Source organism: Candidatus Phytoplasma luffae, from assembly GCF_018024475.1.
Taxonomy (GTDB): Bacteria; Bacillota_I; Bacilli_A; order Acholeplasmatales; family Acholeplasmataceae; genus Phytoplasma; species Phytoplasma luffae.
This window is the reverse complement of record NZ_CP054393.1, coordinates 361,394-377,835: the sequence shown is the minus strand read 5'-3', so window position 1 is coordinate 377,835 and position 16,442 is coordinate 361,394. Positions and strand designations below refer to the sequence as shown.

General features: G+C 23.5%; 20 protein-coding genes. 16 read left to right on the top strand and 4 right to left on the bottom strand.

Annotated elements, in window-relative coordinates:
- Positions 1-2 precede the first annotated feature (2 nt).
- The 15 genes from LFWB_RS01865 (at position 3) to LFWB_RS01800 (ending at position 9,935) form a co-directional block, all read left to right on the top strand.
- The gene (locus LFWB_RS01865) at positions 3-326 is read left to right on the top strand and encodes a single-stranded DNA-binding protein (protein ID WP_210954483.1); all 324 of its coding nucleotides are present in this window, start codon (positions 3-5) and stop codon (positions 324-326) included.
- Between the two features lie 15 nt (positions 327-341).
- On the top strand, positions 342-632 hold the full coding sequence (locus LFWB_RS01860; protein WP_210954484.1) for an HU family DNA-binding protein: 291 nt from the start codon (positions 342-344) through the stop codon (positions 630-632).
- A 12-nt stretch (positions 633-644) separates the two neighbouring features.
- Positions 645-1,085, top strand: coding sequence for a hypothetical protein (locus tag LFWB_RS01855; protein ID WP_210954485.1), 441 nt, complete (start codon positions 645-647; stop codon positions 1,083-1,085).
- Positions 1,078-1,302: a hypothetical protein gene (locus tag LFWB_RS01850; protein WP_210954908.1), complete on the top strand. Its 225-nt coding sequence runs from the start codon at positions 1,078-1,080 to the stop codon at positions 1,300-1,302. Before LFWB_RS01855 ends, LFWB_RS01850 begins: the two co-directional genes overlap by 8 nt.
- The gene (locus LFWB_RS01845) at positions 1,303-1,938 is read left to right on the top strand and encodes a YqaJ viral recombinase family nuclease (RefSeq protein ID WP_210954486.1); all 636 of its coding nucleotides are present in this window, start codon (positions 1,303-1,305) and stop codon (positions 1,936-1,938) included.
- 114 nt (positions 1,939-2,052) lie between these two features.
- Positions 2,053-2,349, top strand: coding sequence for a hypothetical protein (locus LFWB_RS01840; RefSeq protein WP_210954487.1), 297 nt, complete (start codon positions 2,053-2,055; stop codon positions 2,347-2,349).
- Complete coding sequence (locus LFWB_RS01835; RefSeq protein WP_210954488.1) at positions 2,349-2,954, top strand: hypothetical protein; 606 nt, start codon at positions 2,349-2,351, stop codon at positions 2,952-2,954. Before LFWB_RS01840 ends, LFWB_RS01835 begins: the two co-directional genes overlap by 1 nt.
- A gap of 68 nt (positions 2,955-3,022) precedes the next feature.
- Positions 3,023-4,219 carry an AAA family ATPase gene (locus LFWB_RS01830; protein ID WP_210954909.1) on the top strand — a complete coding sequence of 399 codons (1,197 nt, stop codon included), beginning with the start codon at positions 3,023-3,025 and terminating at the stop codon, positions 4,217-4,219.
- 3 nt (positions 4,220-4,222) lie between these two features.
- Positions 4,223-5,842 (top strand): coiled-coil domain-containing protein, encoded by a 1,620-nt coding sequence (locus LFWB_RS01825; protein ID WP_210954489.1) that lies wholly within the window; start codon positions 4,223-4,225, stop codon positions 5,840-5,842.
- 99 nt (positions 5,843-5,941) lie between these two features.
- On the top strand, positions 5,942-6,532 hold the full coding sequence (locus tag LFWB_RS01820) for a hypothetical protein (RefSeq protein WP_246454203.1): 591 nt from the start codon (positions 5,942-5,944) through the stop codon (positions 6,530-6,532).
- A gap of 110 nt (positions 6,533-6,642) precedes the next feature.
- Complete coding sequence (locus LFWB_RS03920; protein ID WP_281411829.1) at positions 6,643-6,771, top strand: hypothetical protein; 129 nt, start codon at positions 6,643-6,645, stop codon at positions 6,769-6,771.
- A gap of 25 nt (positions 6,772-6,796) precedes the next feature.
- The gene (locus tag LFWB_RS01815) at positions 6,797-7,291 is read left to right on the top strand and encodes an SVM family protein (RefSeq protein ID WP_210954490.1); all 495 of its coding nucleotides are present in this window, start codon (positions 6,797-6,799) and stop codon (positions 7,289-7,291) included.
- 492 nt (positions 7,292-7,783) lie between these two features.
- Positions 7,784-8,584 (top strand): hypothetical protein, encoded by an 801-nt coding sequence (locus LFWB_RS01810; protein ID WP_210954491.1) that lies wholly within the window; start codon positions 7,784-7,786, stop codon positions 8,582-8,584.
- 23 nt (positions 8,585-8,607) lie between these two features.
- Positions 8,608-8,946 carry an SVM family protein gene (locus LFWB_RS01805; RefSeq protein WP_210954492.1) on the top strand — a complete coding sequence of 113 codons (339 nt, stop codon included), beginning with the start codon at positions 8,608-8,610 and terminating at the stop codon, positions 8,944-8,946.
- A gap of 233 nt (positions 8,947-9,179) precedes the next feature.
- Positions 9,180-9,935, top strand: coding sequence for a hypothetical protein (locus LFWB_RS01800; protein ID WP_320412072.1), 756 nt, complete (start codon positions 9,180-9,182; stop codon positions 9,933-9,935).
- A gap of 265 nt (positions 9,936-10,200) precedes the next feature.
- Here the strand turns inward: LFWB_RS01800 and LFWB_RS01795 are convergent, their stop codons facing one another.
- From LFWB_RS01795 to ruvA, 4 genes are all read right to left on the bottom strand, one after another.
- Entirely contained in the window at positions 10,201-10,506 is a 306-nt protein-coding gene (locus LFWB_RS01795; RefSeq protein WP_210954493.1) for a hypothetical protein, read from the bottom strand.
- Between the two features lie 104 nt (positions 10,507-10,610).
- Positions 10,611-11,306: a hypothetical protein gene (locus LFWB_RS01790; RefSeq protein WP_210954494.1), complete on the bottom strand. Its 696-nt coding sequence runs from the start codon at positions 11,304-11,306 to the stop codon at positions 10,611-10,613.
- A gap of 202 nt (positions 11,307-11,508) precedes the next feature.
- On the bottom strand, positions 11,509-12,531 hold the full coding sequence (gene ruvB / locus LFWB_RS01785; protein WP_210954495.1) for a Holliday junction branch migration DNA helicase RuvB: 1,023 nt from the start codon (positions 12,529-12,531) through the stop codon (positions 11,509-11,511).
- 32 nt (positions 12,532-12,563) lie between these two features.
- On the bottom strand, positions 12,564-13,118 hold the full coding sequence (ruvA, locus tag LFWB_RS01780; RefSeq protein WP_210954496.1) for a Holliday junction branch migration protein RuvA: 555 nt from the start codon (positions 13,116-13,118) through the stop codon (positions 12,564-12,566).
- Positions 13,119-13,305: 187 nt separating this feature from the next.
- Here ruvA and LFWB_RS01775 point away from each other — a divergent pair, with 187 nt between their 5' ends.
- The gene (locus tag LFWB_RS01775; protein ID WP_210954497.1) at positions 13,306-16,317 is read left to right on the top strand and encodes a hypothetical protein; all 3,012 of its coding nucleotides are present in this window, start codon (positions 13,306-13,308) and stop codon (positions 16,315-16,317) included.
- The last annotated feature ends 125 nt before the right edge of the window (positions 16,318-16,442 follow it).

Sequence of the window (16,442 nt, the reverse complement as noted above, 5' to 3'; positions counted from 1 at the left end):
AAATGTTAAATAAAGTTCAATTAATCGGCCGCATCACTAACGCCCTAGAATCACAATACATTCATATTAATAATGAACAAATCACAAAAATTGATTTCAACTTAGCTATCAACAATAAAGATAAAGTTCAATTCATCCACTGTGTTGCCTTTCGTAATCAAGCAGAAAACATGAGTAAATATTTACACAAAGGTTCAAAAATATATATAGAAGGAACATTATCTATTCAAAAATACACTAATAACGAAAACCAAAACAAAACCAATACTAAAGTTATTTTAAACAATGTTATCTTTTTAGATAATAACCCCCCAACCCAAAATTAAAAAGGAGTCACTAAAATGACAAAAAAAGAATTAATCAAAACTATCGCAGTAATGCATAAAACTTCGGTTACTCAAACCCAAGATTTTTACAACTCGTTCGAAAATGCTTTAATCAAAGCAATCACATCCAACGAAGAAGTGGTATTATCACCTTCAATTGGCAAATTCATCTTAAAATCAAGAAAAGCCCGCGTGGGAAGAAACCCCCAAACAGGTAAAAAACTCAAAATCCCTACAAAAACTGTGGTAAATTTTAAACTTTCTAAAACTATTAAAGATGAAGTCAAAAACCTTAAATTAAAATAAGGAGAATAAATTATGTTTATTTTTTCATTATTTGCAACAATTAGCAATTTTATCTTAAATTACTCTAAAGGATTTAGCACTACCGAAATCCTTGAACGAAGAATAGACGGAATCCAAACAACGATTTTCACTATTCTTATTGTCTCTGGTTTCAAACCTATTTTTAAATTAATTGCAAATATTTTGATTTTCGTCAAAGATTTGATTTTAGGCCTCTTTTTCCCCAACAAAAAACTCCAAAATTTAGAAATCCAAAACGCCAAACAAGAATATTTAGAAAAACAGTTATTAAAAAAACTAGATAAAATAAATGAAAACCAAGAAAAACTCCAATCCCAATTAGAAGTGCAAAAAGTAAAAGTTGCTCATTGGCAAGAGAAAAAAGCAAGAAAAAAAATACTAAAATTAAAAAACAACAACAAACCTCACGGAAAGGAAAATGAAAATGAATGAACTTAATTTCGCCATTGGATTTATCGTTGGCGCCCTATTCGCAACTGCTTTAATGTTTATTATCAAAAAAATCTTTTTTAATTTTTTTCCATTACCAGAAATTAATAAAACAGATGAAACTAAAAAAGATAACAAACCCAATAAATCATCTTCAATTATTCCAAACCCAAATAACAATTCAAAAGAAAAAAATAATTTAGAAAGTGAAAATAATTAAATGAAAATTAATAATTTAAACCAACGAACTTCTGAGTGGTATAATCATCGCAAAAAATATATCAATGCCTCTGAAATAGGAAGTATTACAGGAAATGACAAATTTAGAAGTTTAGAACAATTAATACATGACAAAATATTTGGAACAACATTTACAAGCAATAAATTCACCGAACACGGCAACAAAACCGAACCCCTAGCGAGAACTTTTTTTGAAAAAATAACTAATCTAAAATTCCCTGATACCATCTTTACTGATGATACTTTAGATATGTTTTCTGCAAGTCTTGACGGTTATAACAAACAAACCAACACTTTATTAGAAATTAAATGTCCTTATGTAGATGAAAATAACAACATCTCCTCTACTTGGAATGGTTTCTTTTCACATAAAAAAATCCCTTCTAATTACTGGGCGCAAGTTCAATGTCAATTATATTGTTCTCAATCTAAATTCGCTTATTTCTTTGTTTATTTTAATGACACTAATTATCATGTTGTTAGGGTTTATCAAGATAATAATTTTATTAACCAAATGATTGCAGACGGCAAAAAGTATTTAGAATTATTAAAACTCAATAAACAAGAATTACAACAGACAACTTATTTAAAAAAATTAAGTAAATTTAAAATATAAAAAAAAGAAAGGAAACTAAAAATGAAAATCCAAAAAAACCAAAAATAATTATTAAGAAAAAAACAATTTAGAAAGTAACAAAGAAATAAATAATTAATACAAAGGAGAAAAAACATGTCAAAAAAAATAATTATCACTAAAAAACCAAATAAAAAATTAACCAAAACCCAAAACCCAAATCAAAAAATATCAATCCCAGAAACAAAAAAACTCAATCATCACATTTCACCCCCAACTCCTAATATCAATAAACTAAATTTATTAAAAATAATTACTTATTTAACTATCATTTTATATTTTATTTTACATGTCAACGTTATTTATTACCAAAACCAAATCCCTTGGTTAACAACAGGAATCAATAATTTTATTGATTTAATTAAAACAATTTTTTCAGGAGGAAACAAATAATGAAAACACAAAATAAAAATAAAATATTAATTATCATAACATTTGTAATTGTTCTATTTTTCTCAATTATCTCAATTTATGCTTTAAACGATTACTTTAACAAACAAAGAAAAGAAAAAATAAATTTAATAAATGATTTTCCTATTTTCACTGTTGAACGAACGGGTGGCAACAACGAAAATCAAATACTTTTGCCGATTTCAATTCCTAACTTAAGCCAAAAAAAATACAATCACTTAATTACTATCGAACACGAAGCAATCCTTAACTCAAATGGAATAGATATTTCAATACCCTTATATTTAAAATTATCAACCCAATATAACACTAACCAATCCTTTAACAACCCAGAAAAATATTTAAACATAAGCCTCAAAGTTAATAACAATGATTATGACGACACAAAACGTCCCCAAATGATATTAAACGACAAAGGTATTGGAATTATTAAAATTCAAATTAGCATCGAACAAAAAGAAATCATCAATTCCAAAAACCCTCAATTAGAATTAATTTGTGATTACGAATTAGTCGATTCCCAAGGTAAATCTTTCGAAGGCGGAAATCAAACTATCGAAAACAAAATTGCTCAATTAGCAAAATAAAATATTAAAAGACTAAACAAAATTTGTATTAGTCTTTTTTTATTTTTCAGAAAGGTATTAATATGAAAATGAATATTAAAAAAAATCAAAATAAAAATTTAAATCCAACTAATTTAATAATAATCATTATAACATCTATCATTTTATTTTTAGGAATTCAAGTTTGGATCCACCATCAAGCTTTAATCGAAAATCAAACCCAAATCCTAAATCATCATAAAAGATTAGAAACCCAAAACAAAACTAACCAAGAAACTAAAAAATATTTAGAAGACCAAATAACTAAAAATAATTCATCACCAGAAAAAATTCAAACTTTTTCTTCATCAGAATTACAAGAAAAAACAATAATCCCGAACGATAACCAAGAAGAATTATTATTTAAACCTTCTAACAACAATAAATTCCCAGGATTCAACCAACTAATCGGTTTCAAAGAAGAAAAACAAGCATTAGATGGATTTATTGATTATCTCAACAACAAAGAAAACTACCAAAATATTGGAGAAATCGAATCTCCTCTAGGTATTTTAATGTATGGAGCCCCTGGAACAGGAAAAACCACTCTCGCAAGATCCTTAGCCAAAGAAACTAATTTACCCTTCTTTGAAGTAAGCAGCTCTTTATTCTCACAAAAATACAAAGGTATCGCCCCTCAATTAGTCAAAGATTTATTTATGACAGCTCGCGAAGAAGCAGCCCAAAACAATGGCGCAATCATCTTTTTAGATGAATGCGAAACTATCTTTACTGATTTAAGCACTTTAGAAACTGATTCAGAAATTGCCAATGTTGTGAATCAATTCAAAACTGAATTGACATCTTTTAAAAACAACCCTGAAAAACCTATTTTCATCATTGGAGCTACAAACCACATTAACCAAATCGATGATGCCATCAAATCAAGATTCACTTACAATATCGAAGTCAAACCAGGCAACAAAGAAGAAAGAAAACAATTCCTAGAATTTTTAATCAACAAACGTAAAAACCCTTATAGTGAAGAAGCCAAACAATACTTATATGAAGTCATTAACGAAGCTTTAGAAATATTACCGCCAAACCATCAATTCAAACAAGCCAATCGTACTTTGGAAAACCTCTTAAAAACAACAGTAACAATCTTTGCGAAAAACAGAGGTCAAGGTGAAACTAGAAGAAATGAAATCAACAAAGAAGATTTAAAACAAGCATATAAAATGATAATTTCTCCTAATATAAATATATTAGACCAAATAGAAAAAAACCAAAAAGGAGATGAATAATATATGTTAACACCATTTGACTTAATCAAAGGATTTTTATCATTTAAATCTTATTTCACCTGGTTTTTAATAGCCACTACCATCTTTAGTCTATTTGTTTTCTTTAAAAGAAAACTTTCACCCACTCAACAATCAACAACATCATGGAAAGGCTATTTAACTTATTTTTTAATTATAATTGGTATTTTAAGTTTCATTTATTTATGTTTCTTTCATAAAACAGAACCATCATCTAAATATGCAGGGCAATTAGTCAATAAAATCGACAAAGCCATCGATAAATACGAAAATACAATAAATAATTACAAAGGATTAAAAACTAATTGGGAAAGTGAATTAAAAAAATGTGAAGATGAATTAAAAGAACTTTACAATGCCCAAGAATCCTCCCAAAAACAAAAAGAACAAATCCATGAATTGTTAGAACAAAATGAAACAAAAATTAAAGAAATAAAAGAACAATTAAAAAACACAACAGGTAACATCACTATCTTAAAAGGCAAGCTAACTCAGTTAGAAAAAGATAAAGATGCCAAAGAAAAAGAAATTAAACAAAAACAAGAAGAAGAAAAATTAGCTTCTCCTGATGATAAAATTAGATTAAGAGCACAAATTGAAAAACTCCAAGATGAAGAACAAAAAATAATTGAAGAAATCAGCGAAGTTAAACTTCAAATCAAAAATTTAGAAAGTAACCAAAAATACTACCAAGATATGTTATCTGGTGCTGAAAACTACAAAAGAATTTTAGAAGAACGATTAAAAGATTTAACTGAAGGAGAAAAAAGATTATATAATCAAATCCAATCAGTTGAAGAACGTCATGCCGAAATCCAAAAAGAAATTGATGCAGTCAAGAAAAAACTAGATAAAATCGATTTAGAAAAAGATTTATATGAATCCCTAAAAAGAAAATATAGTGAAATGTATAACCGCATGCAAACCTATGAAAAAGAACATGAAGCATCAGCTGGAAACATAGCTAAATGGTGTTTTAAAGCTTTTGATAAAGTAACTGACTTAATTCCCGCTAAATATGGAATCAAAACATTAAATAAAACCGTATCTGTAACTCGAAAATACGCACAAAAAATGGGAGCCGTAACTTTAACTCTTCACGAAGGCCACCGTTTGTGGCATTTATATAATGAAGTCGCGCAAGAAAACAAAGAACATCCACCAATGATTACCAAAGAAGCTTTAGATATGTATACTCAAGACATCAACCGTGATTTAGCCAAACTCGACGCTGACTACAAAGATTACGAAAAAAAGCTAGCTGATTATAAACTTCGTCAAAATGAAAATAATTTAGAACAAGAATTAGAATATTCTAGATCAATAGTTCGCGGAATAGCCCAAAAAGAACAATCAGTCATCGATGAATATAAAACCATCATCAAAGAATTAAAAGATAAACAAAAAGACATAAAAGATATTTATAAGTTAGAAATAAAACAAGATAGATTAGAAGAAGAATTAGAAACTAAAAAAGAAGACGTGAATGATTTAAAAGAACAATTAAAACAAAAAGACCACAACTATGCCCGCGCCCAACAACGCCTTCAAGCTAGACGAGTTGGTAAAATCCCTGAAATGGTTATGATACCAAATAAAAAATAATTTTCCTTAAACATTTTATTCATAAAATTATATAATAGTGATATATTCATATTTCAATATTTGATAATAATCACTATTATCAGAAAGGAAATGAAATTTATGAATAATAATTTTTTTCAAAAACATTTAGTAACTATTATTATCACATCTCTTTTTGGAATAGCGATTATAATTGGTTTTTATCAAGAATTTAATGATTATCAAAACGAAAAAAATTATTTATCTCCTTTAGAGAACAAACCCCAACAAATCCCTTCAAAAATAAAACGTTCTACGGAAGAAACACCCCAACCGAAAATTAAAACAACTGCTGTTCGTTTAGACCAAATTAAAACTTATCTCTTTGGCGAACCTACTGACACTTCTAAATTACCATCTGATTTATCAGAGCGAGAAAAAACCCAAATCAATAAACTAAAAAATAGTTGGCAATTATCATTGAATTCCTTAAACGAACAAAAAACATGGGTAGATGAAAAACAAACTGAATGCGATGAATACCAAGCACAATTAAATTCTCTTCAACCTCAAATAGAAGCTTTAAAACCACAACAACAAAAACTAGAACAAGATCAAGAAGACAAAGAAAAAGAAATCAATCAAAAAAAGAAGTTCGGAAACAATTTAAATGTTTACCTAATCAACCCGAAGAAGTTAGAAAAAAAAGAAAAGAAAATTTTGATTTATTAACAGCTGAAATCGACAAACTACAAGATGAATTAGAAGAAATAGTTGGTAAAATATCTGATATAAATTCTCAAATTGGTAAATTAGAAGCAGACCAAGAATATTATCAAGATATGTTATCTGGTGCTGAAAAGTTAAAACAAGATTTAGAAGAACGATATGAAGCTGCTGAATTACGAGATAAAGATTCAATTATTTCTGAATTAAACGAACTCTATGACATTACCTCGACTGAGGGATAAAAAATAAAAGGAGTTATAAGTTAAAATGATACAAGTAAAAAATAAATTACATCTTTTACCATTCTTTTTAATGAGTTGTTTAGGATTGTTTATCTTAATCACTATTAATCCAGTTATGGCAATGAATGATAATAATTTAAATTATCAAAATTCAATAAATAATGAAATTAATGAACTTTTGTTAAAAAAACAAAAAATATCTAAGAAAATTTCACATTGCAATAAACTTGATTTAAACACTATTAATTTAAAACAACAATTAAAAATTTTAGATCAAACGATTCTAAATCTTTATCAAAGACTTGCTGATATTAATGTTTTAAAGTATATAAACGAAAAAATATGGCATTATTCATATGAACGAAATCAAGTAGCTATAAAATATTTAAGTAAAACATATCAAAACACAACAGCAGAAGAACTTAATAACAAACATCAAGAAATAATCCAAAAAATTAAAAAATTGAGTCAAAAATATTGTGATTTGCAATATAAATTAAATGAATTTTATTTAAATTAAGTTATATAATTCAAAAACCCCTTCCCAAGGGTCTTTTTTATTTAACAAACACGCATATAACACCACAAATTAGGAGGTTCCCAATTATGTCAAAATCAATCAAAATTACCTTTATCTAAAAAATTAATAATTATGTTATTAATTATTATCTTCAATTTTGTCCCTTCCATCAGTGCTCATTCTTCTTTTTTTCATAGTCAAAACAAAAACCCAAACTACAATTTATCAAAAAGACTTAAATATAGGGATGGCGATAATGTTTAATCAAGGGATTAATCGGATTTGGTGCAGCCTAAGCACACTACACTTCGTATTTGAATACTAATCATACTATATAGTAATTTAATAAATATATTTTTAAAATTGTTCTTTAAAACTTAAAATTAAGTAGATAATTTCATATCTTTTCAAACTAACAAAGTTGTTTTTAATTAAATTAAAAAGTGTCTAAAGTTTTGGAACACCTCACTATTATCAAGAAAGGAAATAAACATGAATCAAAATATAAAAAATAATAACAAAAGAAATACTATTATTATCTTAATTTTTTCTATCATCATAATTTCTTTTTTTTCATATATATTCTTAACCAAAAATAGTCAAGATGAAACCCCACGTAAACACCTTTCTTCTTTAGGACAAACTCCAGAAAAAGATTCATTAGAACCCGAAGAAAAAAAACACCCCCAACCGAAAATTAAAACCACTCAAAAACGTTTTAACCAAATCAAATCTTATATTTTCGCAGAACCCCTTACTAATTATTTATCATTACCAACTGATTTATCAGAGCGAGAAAAAGAAATCATTACTTTAATTAACAAAATGTGGAGATTGTCTTTAGGTAATTTAAATGTACAAAAAGCTTTAATTGATGAATCCCAAAATAAATTCGATAAATACCAATCTGAAACAAATCTTACTACTACTAAAATAACATATTTAGAACAATCAAAAAAAACTTTAGAAAAACAAAAAGAAGACAAAGAAAAAGAAATTAAACAAAACCAAGAAGAACAAAATTTAGCTTCTCCCGATGATAAAATTAGATTACAAGCTAAAATTGAAAAACTGGAAGATGAAGTAATAAAAATAGTTGGTAAAATCGACAACATCAATACTGTAATTTTAAACTTAAAAGTTTTCTACAAATTACAACAAGATATGTTAACTGATGAAGAAAAGAATAAAAGAATATTACAAGAAAAATATAAAACAGACGAAGAAAAATATATAGATTTAGTGCTTTCTCGATTAAACGAACTCTACGACATCACCTCGGCCGAGGAATAAATAAAAATAAGGAGTAATATATAATGTTAATAAAAAATAAATTACATCTTTTACCATTTTTTTTAATTAGTTGTTTAGGATTATTATTTATCACAAGTAATAATCAAGTTATGGCGATGGAAAACAACAACAAAGGTAAAACAATTATAAATCATGAACCTAGCGAAAAAGAAGTAAATGATTTTTTTCAATTATCAAAAAGAACAAAAGAAAATATTTGTTATATAAGACAAACAATTCCTCATTTAAAAAATGCTTCTGTACGCGAAATAGAAGAATGGATATGTTCTCCGAATAAACAAAAAACAAAAAATAAAAGATTAAAAACAATTGATTTAAATAAAAAACCAGAACAAAATTGATTTTTAAATAAAAAAAATATTATCAAATTATAAAAATGTATGGAAAAATGATTTTATCCATGATTATGGGTATACTGTTACTTTACATTGTGCTTGTTATCATTTATTATTTTGATAAAAACCATGCAAAATTAAAAGAAAATGTGATTAATAAACCCTAAAAGAAAAATAAAAAACAATTTCAATTAATTAAAGACCCTATAAAGGGTCTTTTTTTTATCCCTTTTTACCATTTGTCAGACAAAAAAACATTAAAAAAAGAATTAGGAGGTTCCCAATTATGTCAAAATCAATCAAAATTCCCTTTATCTAAATATTTCATCATTATTTATTTATTATTATTTTTAATTTGTTGTCCTTCTATCTCCGCTCATCCTTATTTTCATCATCAATCTAAATCAAAAATAAAACTATCTGACTACCAAACCCTTCAACAAGAATGGTTAGCCACCCAACCCAAAATGAAAAGATATGACATTCCTGTTTTATCCAAAGAAAGCATTCCTGATATCTTAAAATATTTTAATATCGAAGCTTCTATCTATTTCCTTCAAGAGCCTTCCTACAATCCTTATGATTACACTTTCTTCTACGCTAAACTCAAAAACCCTCCTTCAGGTTTAATTGGGGCTTATTTCAAACCAAGACATAACCCTTTTAATATCAAATATCCTTATGAAGATGATGAATTCACCTTAGAAGAACTCCTTGATTACGGAATAGCCATCGAAGAAGCCTTTGTCTTTTGGGACGCAAAACAAAAACCTCAAGAAGAAAATGTAAATATAGAATTAATAATAATTGAAATGTTTGCTGACCAAAACAAAGAAGAAGCAATTAATAATTATTTAATCAAAAACAACATCATTAAAGAACCAAAACTAATTAAACTAGGTTGTTATAACGCAACACCTCATACTGGATTAGTATTACCTTTACCTTTTGGAAAATTTTTATTTGAATTTGAAATTGATAAAGTTAATTTGTAGTAACCGTGCACTTCAAATGATGAATGAGAAGTTGTGGAGAAGTAATAATAAAAAAAAGATCAACTTGAAAGTCAATCTTAATTATTCATTAGATATTTAATTTTGCAAAAAAATAACTTTATTCAGTTAGAATTAATTCATTTGTGATTATTTATTTTCTTTTTCCTTATGTTTTATCTCTTTTTTTATTTTCTTTTTTTTGAGGTTTTCGAGAGAAAATGAAATTTAATAAAAATCTGTCCATTTCCCCTGAAATTGGCGAAGTCTAAAAATCATTATAAAAAATCAATGTGAAACTGCACCAAAGCAAAAATAAATAAATCGAAAATAAAAAGAAAACAATATTATAAATAAACTTGAAGATTTTAATATAATCTTGAGGAATGAGTTTTAAATTAATAACTCTCTTCATTCCGAGCCATAACACAAGTAAAGCTTCTGAAATCATAAAAAGCCAAAGAAAATTCCAACGATTTTTTTTACTAGTTTTGTTAAAATCTACTTTTTGTTTTCCGTTTTTATCTAATTCTTCTTTATAAATAATGAATGTAAATCCTAAAATAACAACCACCGAATTTCTTTTTTGATTTATAATGAATTAAAACTGACGATATATAAATACCCCCTATAATAAAAAAAATAATTATTATAAAAAATATTAAAAATATAAATAATTTAATTCAAAACACTTGTAACATCATCCAGTATTATTTTGTCTCGCCATTTAGGTATTTGTTGTTTTAAGGATTCATCTAAAGCATGAAAAAAACAATAACCATCTCCTTGAGTATCATTATAATCTTTAATAAAAAAATGAATATCATCTTTATTAAAAAATTCAATCATTACAATTTGATCTATCTTTGAAGGTAATAAATTTTCTCTAGTTTTTACAGACAAATCATTTTTTGAAGAATCTTTTATACGATGAATTGTTAAAGAGATATTTTTTTTAATTTGTTCGCTTATAAAATCAATAGTGCCATAAATTAATGGTGTGCTCGCTGTTTTTAATTTGCCTTTCAACACTTCAACCATAAATAATTCTGGATCTGCAATAAAAATATTACAATATGACTCTATTTGTGTTTTTTTCCAACCTTTAATAAAGTTTTTTAATCCTAAAACAGCTAATTTTTTAATAAAATCAAAAGAATTTATTTTTGATAGATTTTGTTTTAAATTTTTATTATATTCATTTATAAAAGAATCTCCTTTTAAATACGGAGTATCTTCTTTTTCTTCTTCTTTATTATTATGATTGCAACAAATATTAATTGGGCTTATTTCTTTTGCGATAAAAATTAAAAAAAATATTATAAATAAAAAAATACATAAATATATAGATATCTTCTTTTTATTAAAATGCATTTTTTATTTCCTTTTTTTTATATTTGCATCATTTATAAATAAAAAATAATTTTTATCTCAATATATCGTTTAAAGATATCATAAAAAAAATATTTTTTTATCAAAAATTATAAAAAACTATTTCAAAATTTTAAAAAAGTTTTTACAAAATATAAAAAAGTTGTAAAGAAAATATAAAAAGCAATATTTAAAAAAATATAAATTATTCAAAACAAATTTTAGATTTATTTTCTTTCAAGAGTTCAAAAGCAGCTTCAGTAGCGATTCTTCCGCGAGAAGTTCTTTTTAAATAACCTTTTTTAATTAAATAAGGTTCTAATACTTCTTCAATCGTTAAAACTTCTTCTCCGATCGTAACAGCTAAATTTTTGATACCTACCGGTCCACCATCGAATTTATGAACTAAATTATATAAATATTGAAAATCTGTATCATTTAAACCATGTTCATCTATTTGTAATTTATCCAAAGTTTGCAAGGTAATTTGTTCAGTAATTACTTTATTAGGAGAATACACTTCAGCAAAATCTCTCACTCTCCGAAATAAACGGTTAGCTATTCTTGGAGTGCCTCGGCTTCTTCTAGCCAAAGATTCTAAAGCTTTATTTTCTATTTTATTACCACTAATATTTGATGTTCTATTCAAAATTAATTTTAATTCTTCTATATTATAAAAATCTAATTTTAAAATCAAACCAAAACGATCTCTTAAAGGAAAAGATATTTTTCCAAATTTAGTCGTTGCCCCTATTAAAGAAAAAGGAGGTAAATCGATTCTAATAGTTCTTTTTTCTTCATTTTTGCCAATAATAAAATCTAATACATAATCTTCCATAGCTGCATACAAAATCTCTTCTACATTCTTAGGCAAACTATGAATTTCATCTATAAATAGAATATCTCCTGATTGGAGATTAGTTAACAAAGCGACCAAATCTCCTATTCTTTCGATATTAGCGCCGCTGGTTATTTGAAAATTCACTCCTAATTCGTTAGCGATAATCCTAGCTAAAGTAGTTTTTCCTAACCCAGGCGGTCCATAAAGTAAAAGATGATCCATCGATTCTTTTCTATTTTGAGAAGCTTTCAAATGAACAAACAAAATTTTTTTAATTTGTTCTTGGCCAAAGTATTCATTCAATCTTTGAGGTCTCAAAAATTTTTCATTTTCTACGTTTTCATTTATATTTTTTTCAATATTATTTACTTTTTTTGAATCTGACATTTTTTTGATTTTCCTTATTTGAACAATAAATTTTATTTAATTAATAATAAAGCTTCTTTGAGAACAATTTCTATTTTTTTTTCAAAATCCAGTTTTGAAAAAACTTTATTTATTTCTGTATTTTTAAAACCTAAATTTATTAATGCTTCTTTTACATTTTTTTGCTTCGTAGTTAATACAATTTTTTCTTCTCCCGAAATATTATTATTTTGTAAATGCAAAACAATTTGTTTAGCTGTCTTAGTTCCTATTCCTGGAAATTTAGTTAAATAAACAGCATTATTTGCTGAAATAGCTTTTTGAATTTCTTCAAATAAAATAGGATTTGTAAAACTGATAGCGCTTTTAGGTCCTATCCCAGGGACAGAAATTAATTTTTGAAAGAAATATAAAAATCGAAGTTCAATAAAACCATATAAACTTTTAATATTTTCTTTCACATAAAAATAAGTGAATAATTTAATTTCTTGTTCTAGTTGAAAAACATAAGGATTAGCGAAATAAATATGATAACCAATATCATTATTCTCTAATACAATATAATTTCTTTCGATAACTGTTATTTTCCCTTTAATATAAAAATACATAAAATATTTTTATCCTTTTTTTAATAAACGAATTGCCACATTTTTTATATTTTAATTAAAATTTTTAGTATGCTATAATATATAAAAATGAATTAATATTATAAATATATTATATATTATAATATTATTAATAGATTATAAACTTAATAAATTATAAAATATATTAACGAAAGTTGATTTGGATTAAATGGATTTGTCATATAAAAATAACAACCGAATAAAAGAACCTGATTTAAATTTTAAACAAAATGATTTATTATCAAAAATTAATCAAATAAATTTAATTCTTCAAAAAAATGATTTTTTTAACGAAATAGAACAAAAATTTATTACTTATAATTTTGAAAATATAATTTCATTAGAACAAAAAAAAATAAATCAAAATTTTGATTTCGCGTTATATCAGGAAAATATAAAACATAATTATAATATGTCTCTTATAACAAATAAAAAAACAAATATCCAAAATAATTCTTCAATATATTTAGAGGATTATGACGCTTTAATCAATAATACTAAAAAAAAAATTCAAAAAAAAGAATTTGAAAAAAAGAATATCTATTATGAATTGCAAAATAAAATTAAAAAAATTCAAACCAAAAAAGAAATTAATCTAAACAAAATTTTAGATTCAAAAAAAGAAAAAAATTTAAAAAAAGAAATTCTAAAAAAAGATTTCTTAGAACAAAAAAATAATTATTTTCAAAAAAAACAAAATCTTCATATACAAATTAAGGAAATAATAAAAGAAAAACAAATTATTTTTGATAAAAAAATGAAATTACTTCAAAGCGAACAAATAAATAATAATTTAAAAATGAATAAAGAATACGATTCTATTATAAAAAAATTACAAAAAGTTGAAATAATTCAAAATAAATATTTGCAAAAAATGGAAGATTATAATTTAAATTTGAATGACCAATTCGAAAATAATAATAAAATTTTAAATAAAATTCAAGAAGAATTATATAAAATAACAAACCAAAACAAAGAAGAACAAAAACAATTATTCAAAGAAAAAAAAATTCAAATGTTTTTTATATTAACAAATAAAATTCCAAACCAATATCAACAATTTTATTTTTTAACACAAAAAAATAAAAAAAATAAATTTAAATGTTTGCGAAATTTATATTTATGGCATAAAAATTATATATTTTTAAAATATTGTCATCGTAAACAAATAAATATTATCAACATCGAAAAAAAAAATCAAAATATTAAAAACAATTTAGAAATCGAAAAGTTTAATTTATTAAAAAAACAAGAAATCAAAATAATCGATAATTCTTTTCTTCGAGAAGTTAATTTGATAAATAAAGATTTTGATTTAATGAAATCAAATAAAGAATATCAATTATCATATATAGATATCAAAGAAGAAGAAGAAATAAACGAATTAAAAAATTTTTATTTTCAACAAGAATACCAAATTAATTTTTATTTAAATGAATTGGAATATAATGAAAAAAAAACACAATTAGATTTTATACAAAACAAAAAAAAATATTTATTAGAAAGCCAATTAAAAGCAGAATTAATTAAATTAAATTATAAATATTTACAAAAAACTATCGAACATTTCGAACAAATTAAAAATTCTGATATAGAATTAAATAATTTGGTTCGTTTTCAAAACAAACAAAAATTAAACCAAGAAATAAATTATGAAATAAAAAAAGAAATTTTTGAAAAAAGAACAAAAAAATTATTATTTCAATTAAAACATAATACAGAAAAAAATATAATAAATGAAAAAATAAAAACCGAATTTATTAACAATTTGATTATCGATTTAAAAAAAAAAAATAAAGAAAAAAATGAATTATTTCAAAAAATAAAAGAATTAATTGATGATTACAAAAAAAATTTAAATCAAATGACCCCTGACCAAAAAAAAGAAATATTCCTTAATATAAAAAATTTATGCGAATTATTAATAAATAATATTCAAAATAAACAATTTGATTATTATTGTTACGCTCAAGAAAAAATAAATGAAATAGAACAATCGAAATTAAACAATAAAATAACTTGTTTAAAATATATAATCGAATATACTGAAAAAAATATTTTTTATATCCATCAGTATATTCGCTCATATAGACAAAATAAAAATAAAAATTATAATTATTTAGAATATCAAATAAAAAATTATGAACATTTTTGTTCAACTTTTAAAAAAAAATTATCTCATTTAGAAAAAATAAAAAATAAACAAAAAATCAATCAAGAAAAAATAATTAAAAAATCAAAAAAAAAACATAATAATGAAATAATAAAAAAAAATTATTATCAAAAAAAAATATTTTTAAATTTACAAAAAAATACAAAATATAAAAATTCATTATTAAACAATTTATTACAACTTTTTAAAAAAAACGAAGATTATTATTGTAAAAAATTTTATAATAATTTAATATATTTGAGTAATATTTCAGATAAAAAATATATTTTTATATTGGATAAAATAAATATTCGGAAACAAAATATAGAATCCGATAAAAAAAATTTTTTAACAAATAATCAAAAAAAAATAAAATATCTATCTGATCGTTTTTTAAATATTTTGGAAGATATTAATTTATCAAATTTAAATCATCTAAAACAAAAACAATTAAAGCAAAAAAATAAATTAAATAATAAAATTATTTTTTATAAAAAAACTTTCGAAATTCAATCAAACGAAAGAGCGATAAAATATAATTTGATAAAAAAAAATTTTAAAGATGCTTTAATAAATTTAAATAAAGAACAAAAAAAAGAAATAAAAGAGATTAAAACAGAATATTTAAATAAAAAAGAAAATTTAAAACAAGAAATAAATAATCAAAAAAAAATTTTACTAAAAAAAACCACTATTATAAAAGAAAAATACAGTTTAATAAAAAAAAATTTATTAAATAAAAATAAAAAAATACAAGCGACAAATAAACAAATAAACAAAAAATATATAAAAGATAAAAAAAAGATTTTAAAACAAAAAGAAAAAAAAATAAATCAAACTAAAAGAAAATTTTTATTAATTAATTTGCAAAAAATATTTTTATTATGGAAATTAAAAATAATTTCTTTTCTTAAACATATAACAAATAAATTAGAACTAAAACAAAATGATTATCGCAAAATGAAAAAAGAAAAAAATGAAATCCAAAACAAATTATTTATATATAAAGAATTCGATTTATTTTGGTGATTATCTATTTATCAATAATAAAAATAGAAAAATAAAATAAATAAATTATAAAAGAAATTAATCTATCCTAATGTTGATATATAATATTTAAGTAAAATAAATAATTAATTATATATTTAGGGAGG

Excerpts from the sequence above, each read along its gene's own strand:
- LFWB_RS01865 (WP_210954483.1), top strand. The coding sequence starts at position 3 with ATGTTAAATAAAGTTCAATTAATCGGCCGCATCACTAACGCCCTAGAA.
- LFWB_RS01860 (WP_210954484.1), top strand. The coding sequence starts at position 342 with ATGACAAAAAAAGAATTAATCAAAACTATCGCAGTAATGCATAAAACT.
- LFWB_RS01855 (WP_210954485.1), top strand. The coding sequence starts at position 645 with ATGTTTATTTTTTCATTATTTGCAACAATTAGCAATTTTATCTTAAAT.
- LFWB_RS01850 (WP_210954908.1), top strand. The coding sequence starts at position 1,078 with ATGAATGAACTTAATTTCGCCATTGGATTTATCGTTGGCGCCCTATTC.
- LFWB_RS01845 (WP_210954486.1), top strand. The coding sequence starts at position 1,303 with ATGAAAATTAATAATTTAAACCAACGAACTTCTGAGTGGTATAATCAT.
- LFWB_RS01840 (WP_210954487.1), top strand. The coding sequence starts at position 2,053 with ATGTCAAAAAAAATAATTATCACTAAAAAACCAAATAAAAAATTAACC.
- LFWB_RS01835 (WP_210954488.1), top strand. The coding sequence starts at position 2,349 with ATGAAAACACAAAATAAAAATAAAATATTAATTATCATAACATTTGTA.
- LFWB_RS01830 (WP_210954909.1), top strand. The coding sequence starts at position 3,023 with ATGAATATTAAAAAAAATCAAAATAAAAATTTAAATCCAACTAATTTA.
- LFWB_RS01825 (WP_210954489.1), top strand. The coding sequence starts at position 4,223 with ATGTTAACACCATTTGACTTAATCAAAGGATTTTTATCATTTAAATCT.
- LFWB_RS01820 (WP_246454203.1), top strand. The coding sequence starts at position 5,942 with ATGAATAATAATTTTTTTCAAAAACATTTAGTAACTATTATTATCACA.
- LFWB_RS03920 (WP_281411829.1), top strand. The coding sequence starts at position 6,643 with ATGTTATCTGGTGCTGAAAAGTTAAAACAAGATTTAGAAGAACGATAT.
- LFWB_RS01815 (WP_210954490.1), top strand. The coding sequence starts at position 6,797 with ATGATACAAGTAAAAAATAAATTACATCTTTTACCATTCTTTTTAATG.
- LFWB_RS01810 (WP_210954491.1), top strand. The coding sequence starts at position 7,784 with ATGAATCAAAATATAAAAAATAATAACAAAAGAAATACTATTATTATC.
- LFWB_RS01805 (WP_210954492.1), top strand. The coding sequence starts at position 8,608 with ATGTTAATAAAAAATAAATTACATCTTTTACCATTTTTTTTAATTAGT.
- LFWB_RS01790 (WP_210954494.1), bottom strand. The coding sequence starts at position 11,306 with ATGCATTTTAATAAAAAGAAGATATCTATATATTTATGTATTTTTTTA.
- ruvB (WP_210954495.1), bottom strand. The coding sequence starts at position 12,531 with ATGTCAGATTCAAAAAAAGTAAATAATATTGAAAAAAATATAAATGAA.
- ruvA (WP_210954496.1), bottom strand. The coding sequence starts at position 13,118 with ATGTATTTTTATATTAAAGGGAAAATAACAGTTATCGAAAGAAATTAT.
- LFWB_RS01775 (WP_210954497.1), top strand. The coding sequence starts at position 13,306 with ATGGATTTGTCATATAAAAATAACAACCGAATAAAAGAACCTGATTTA.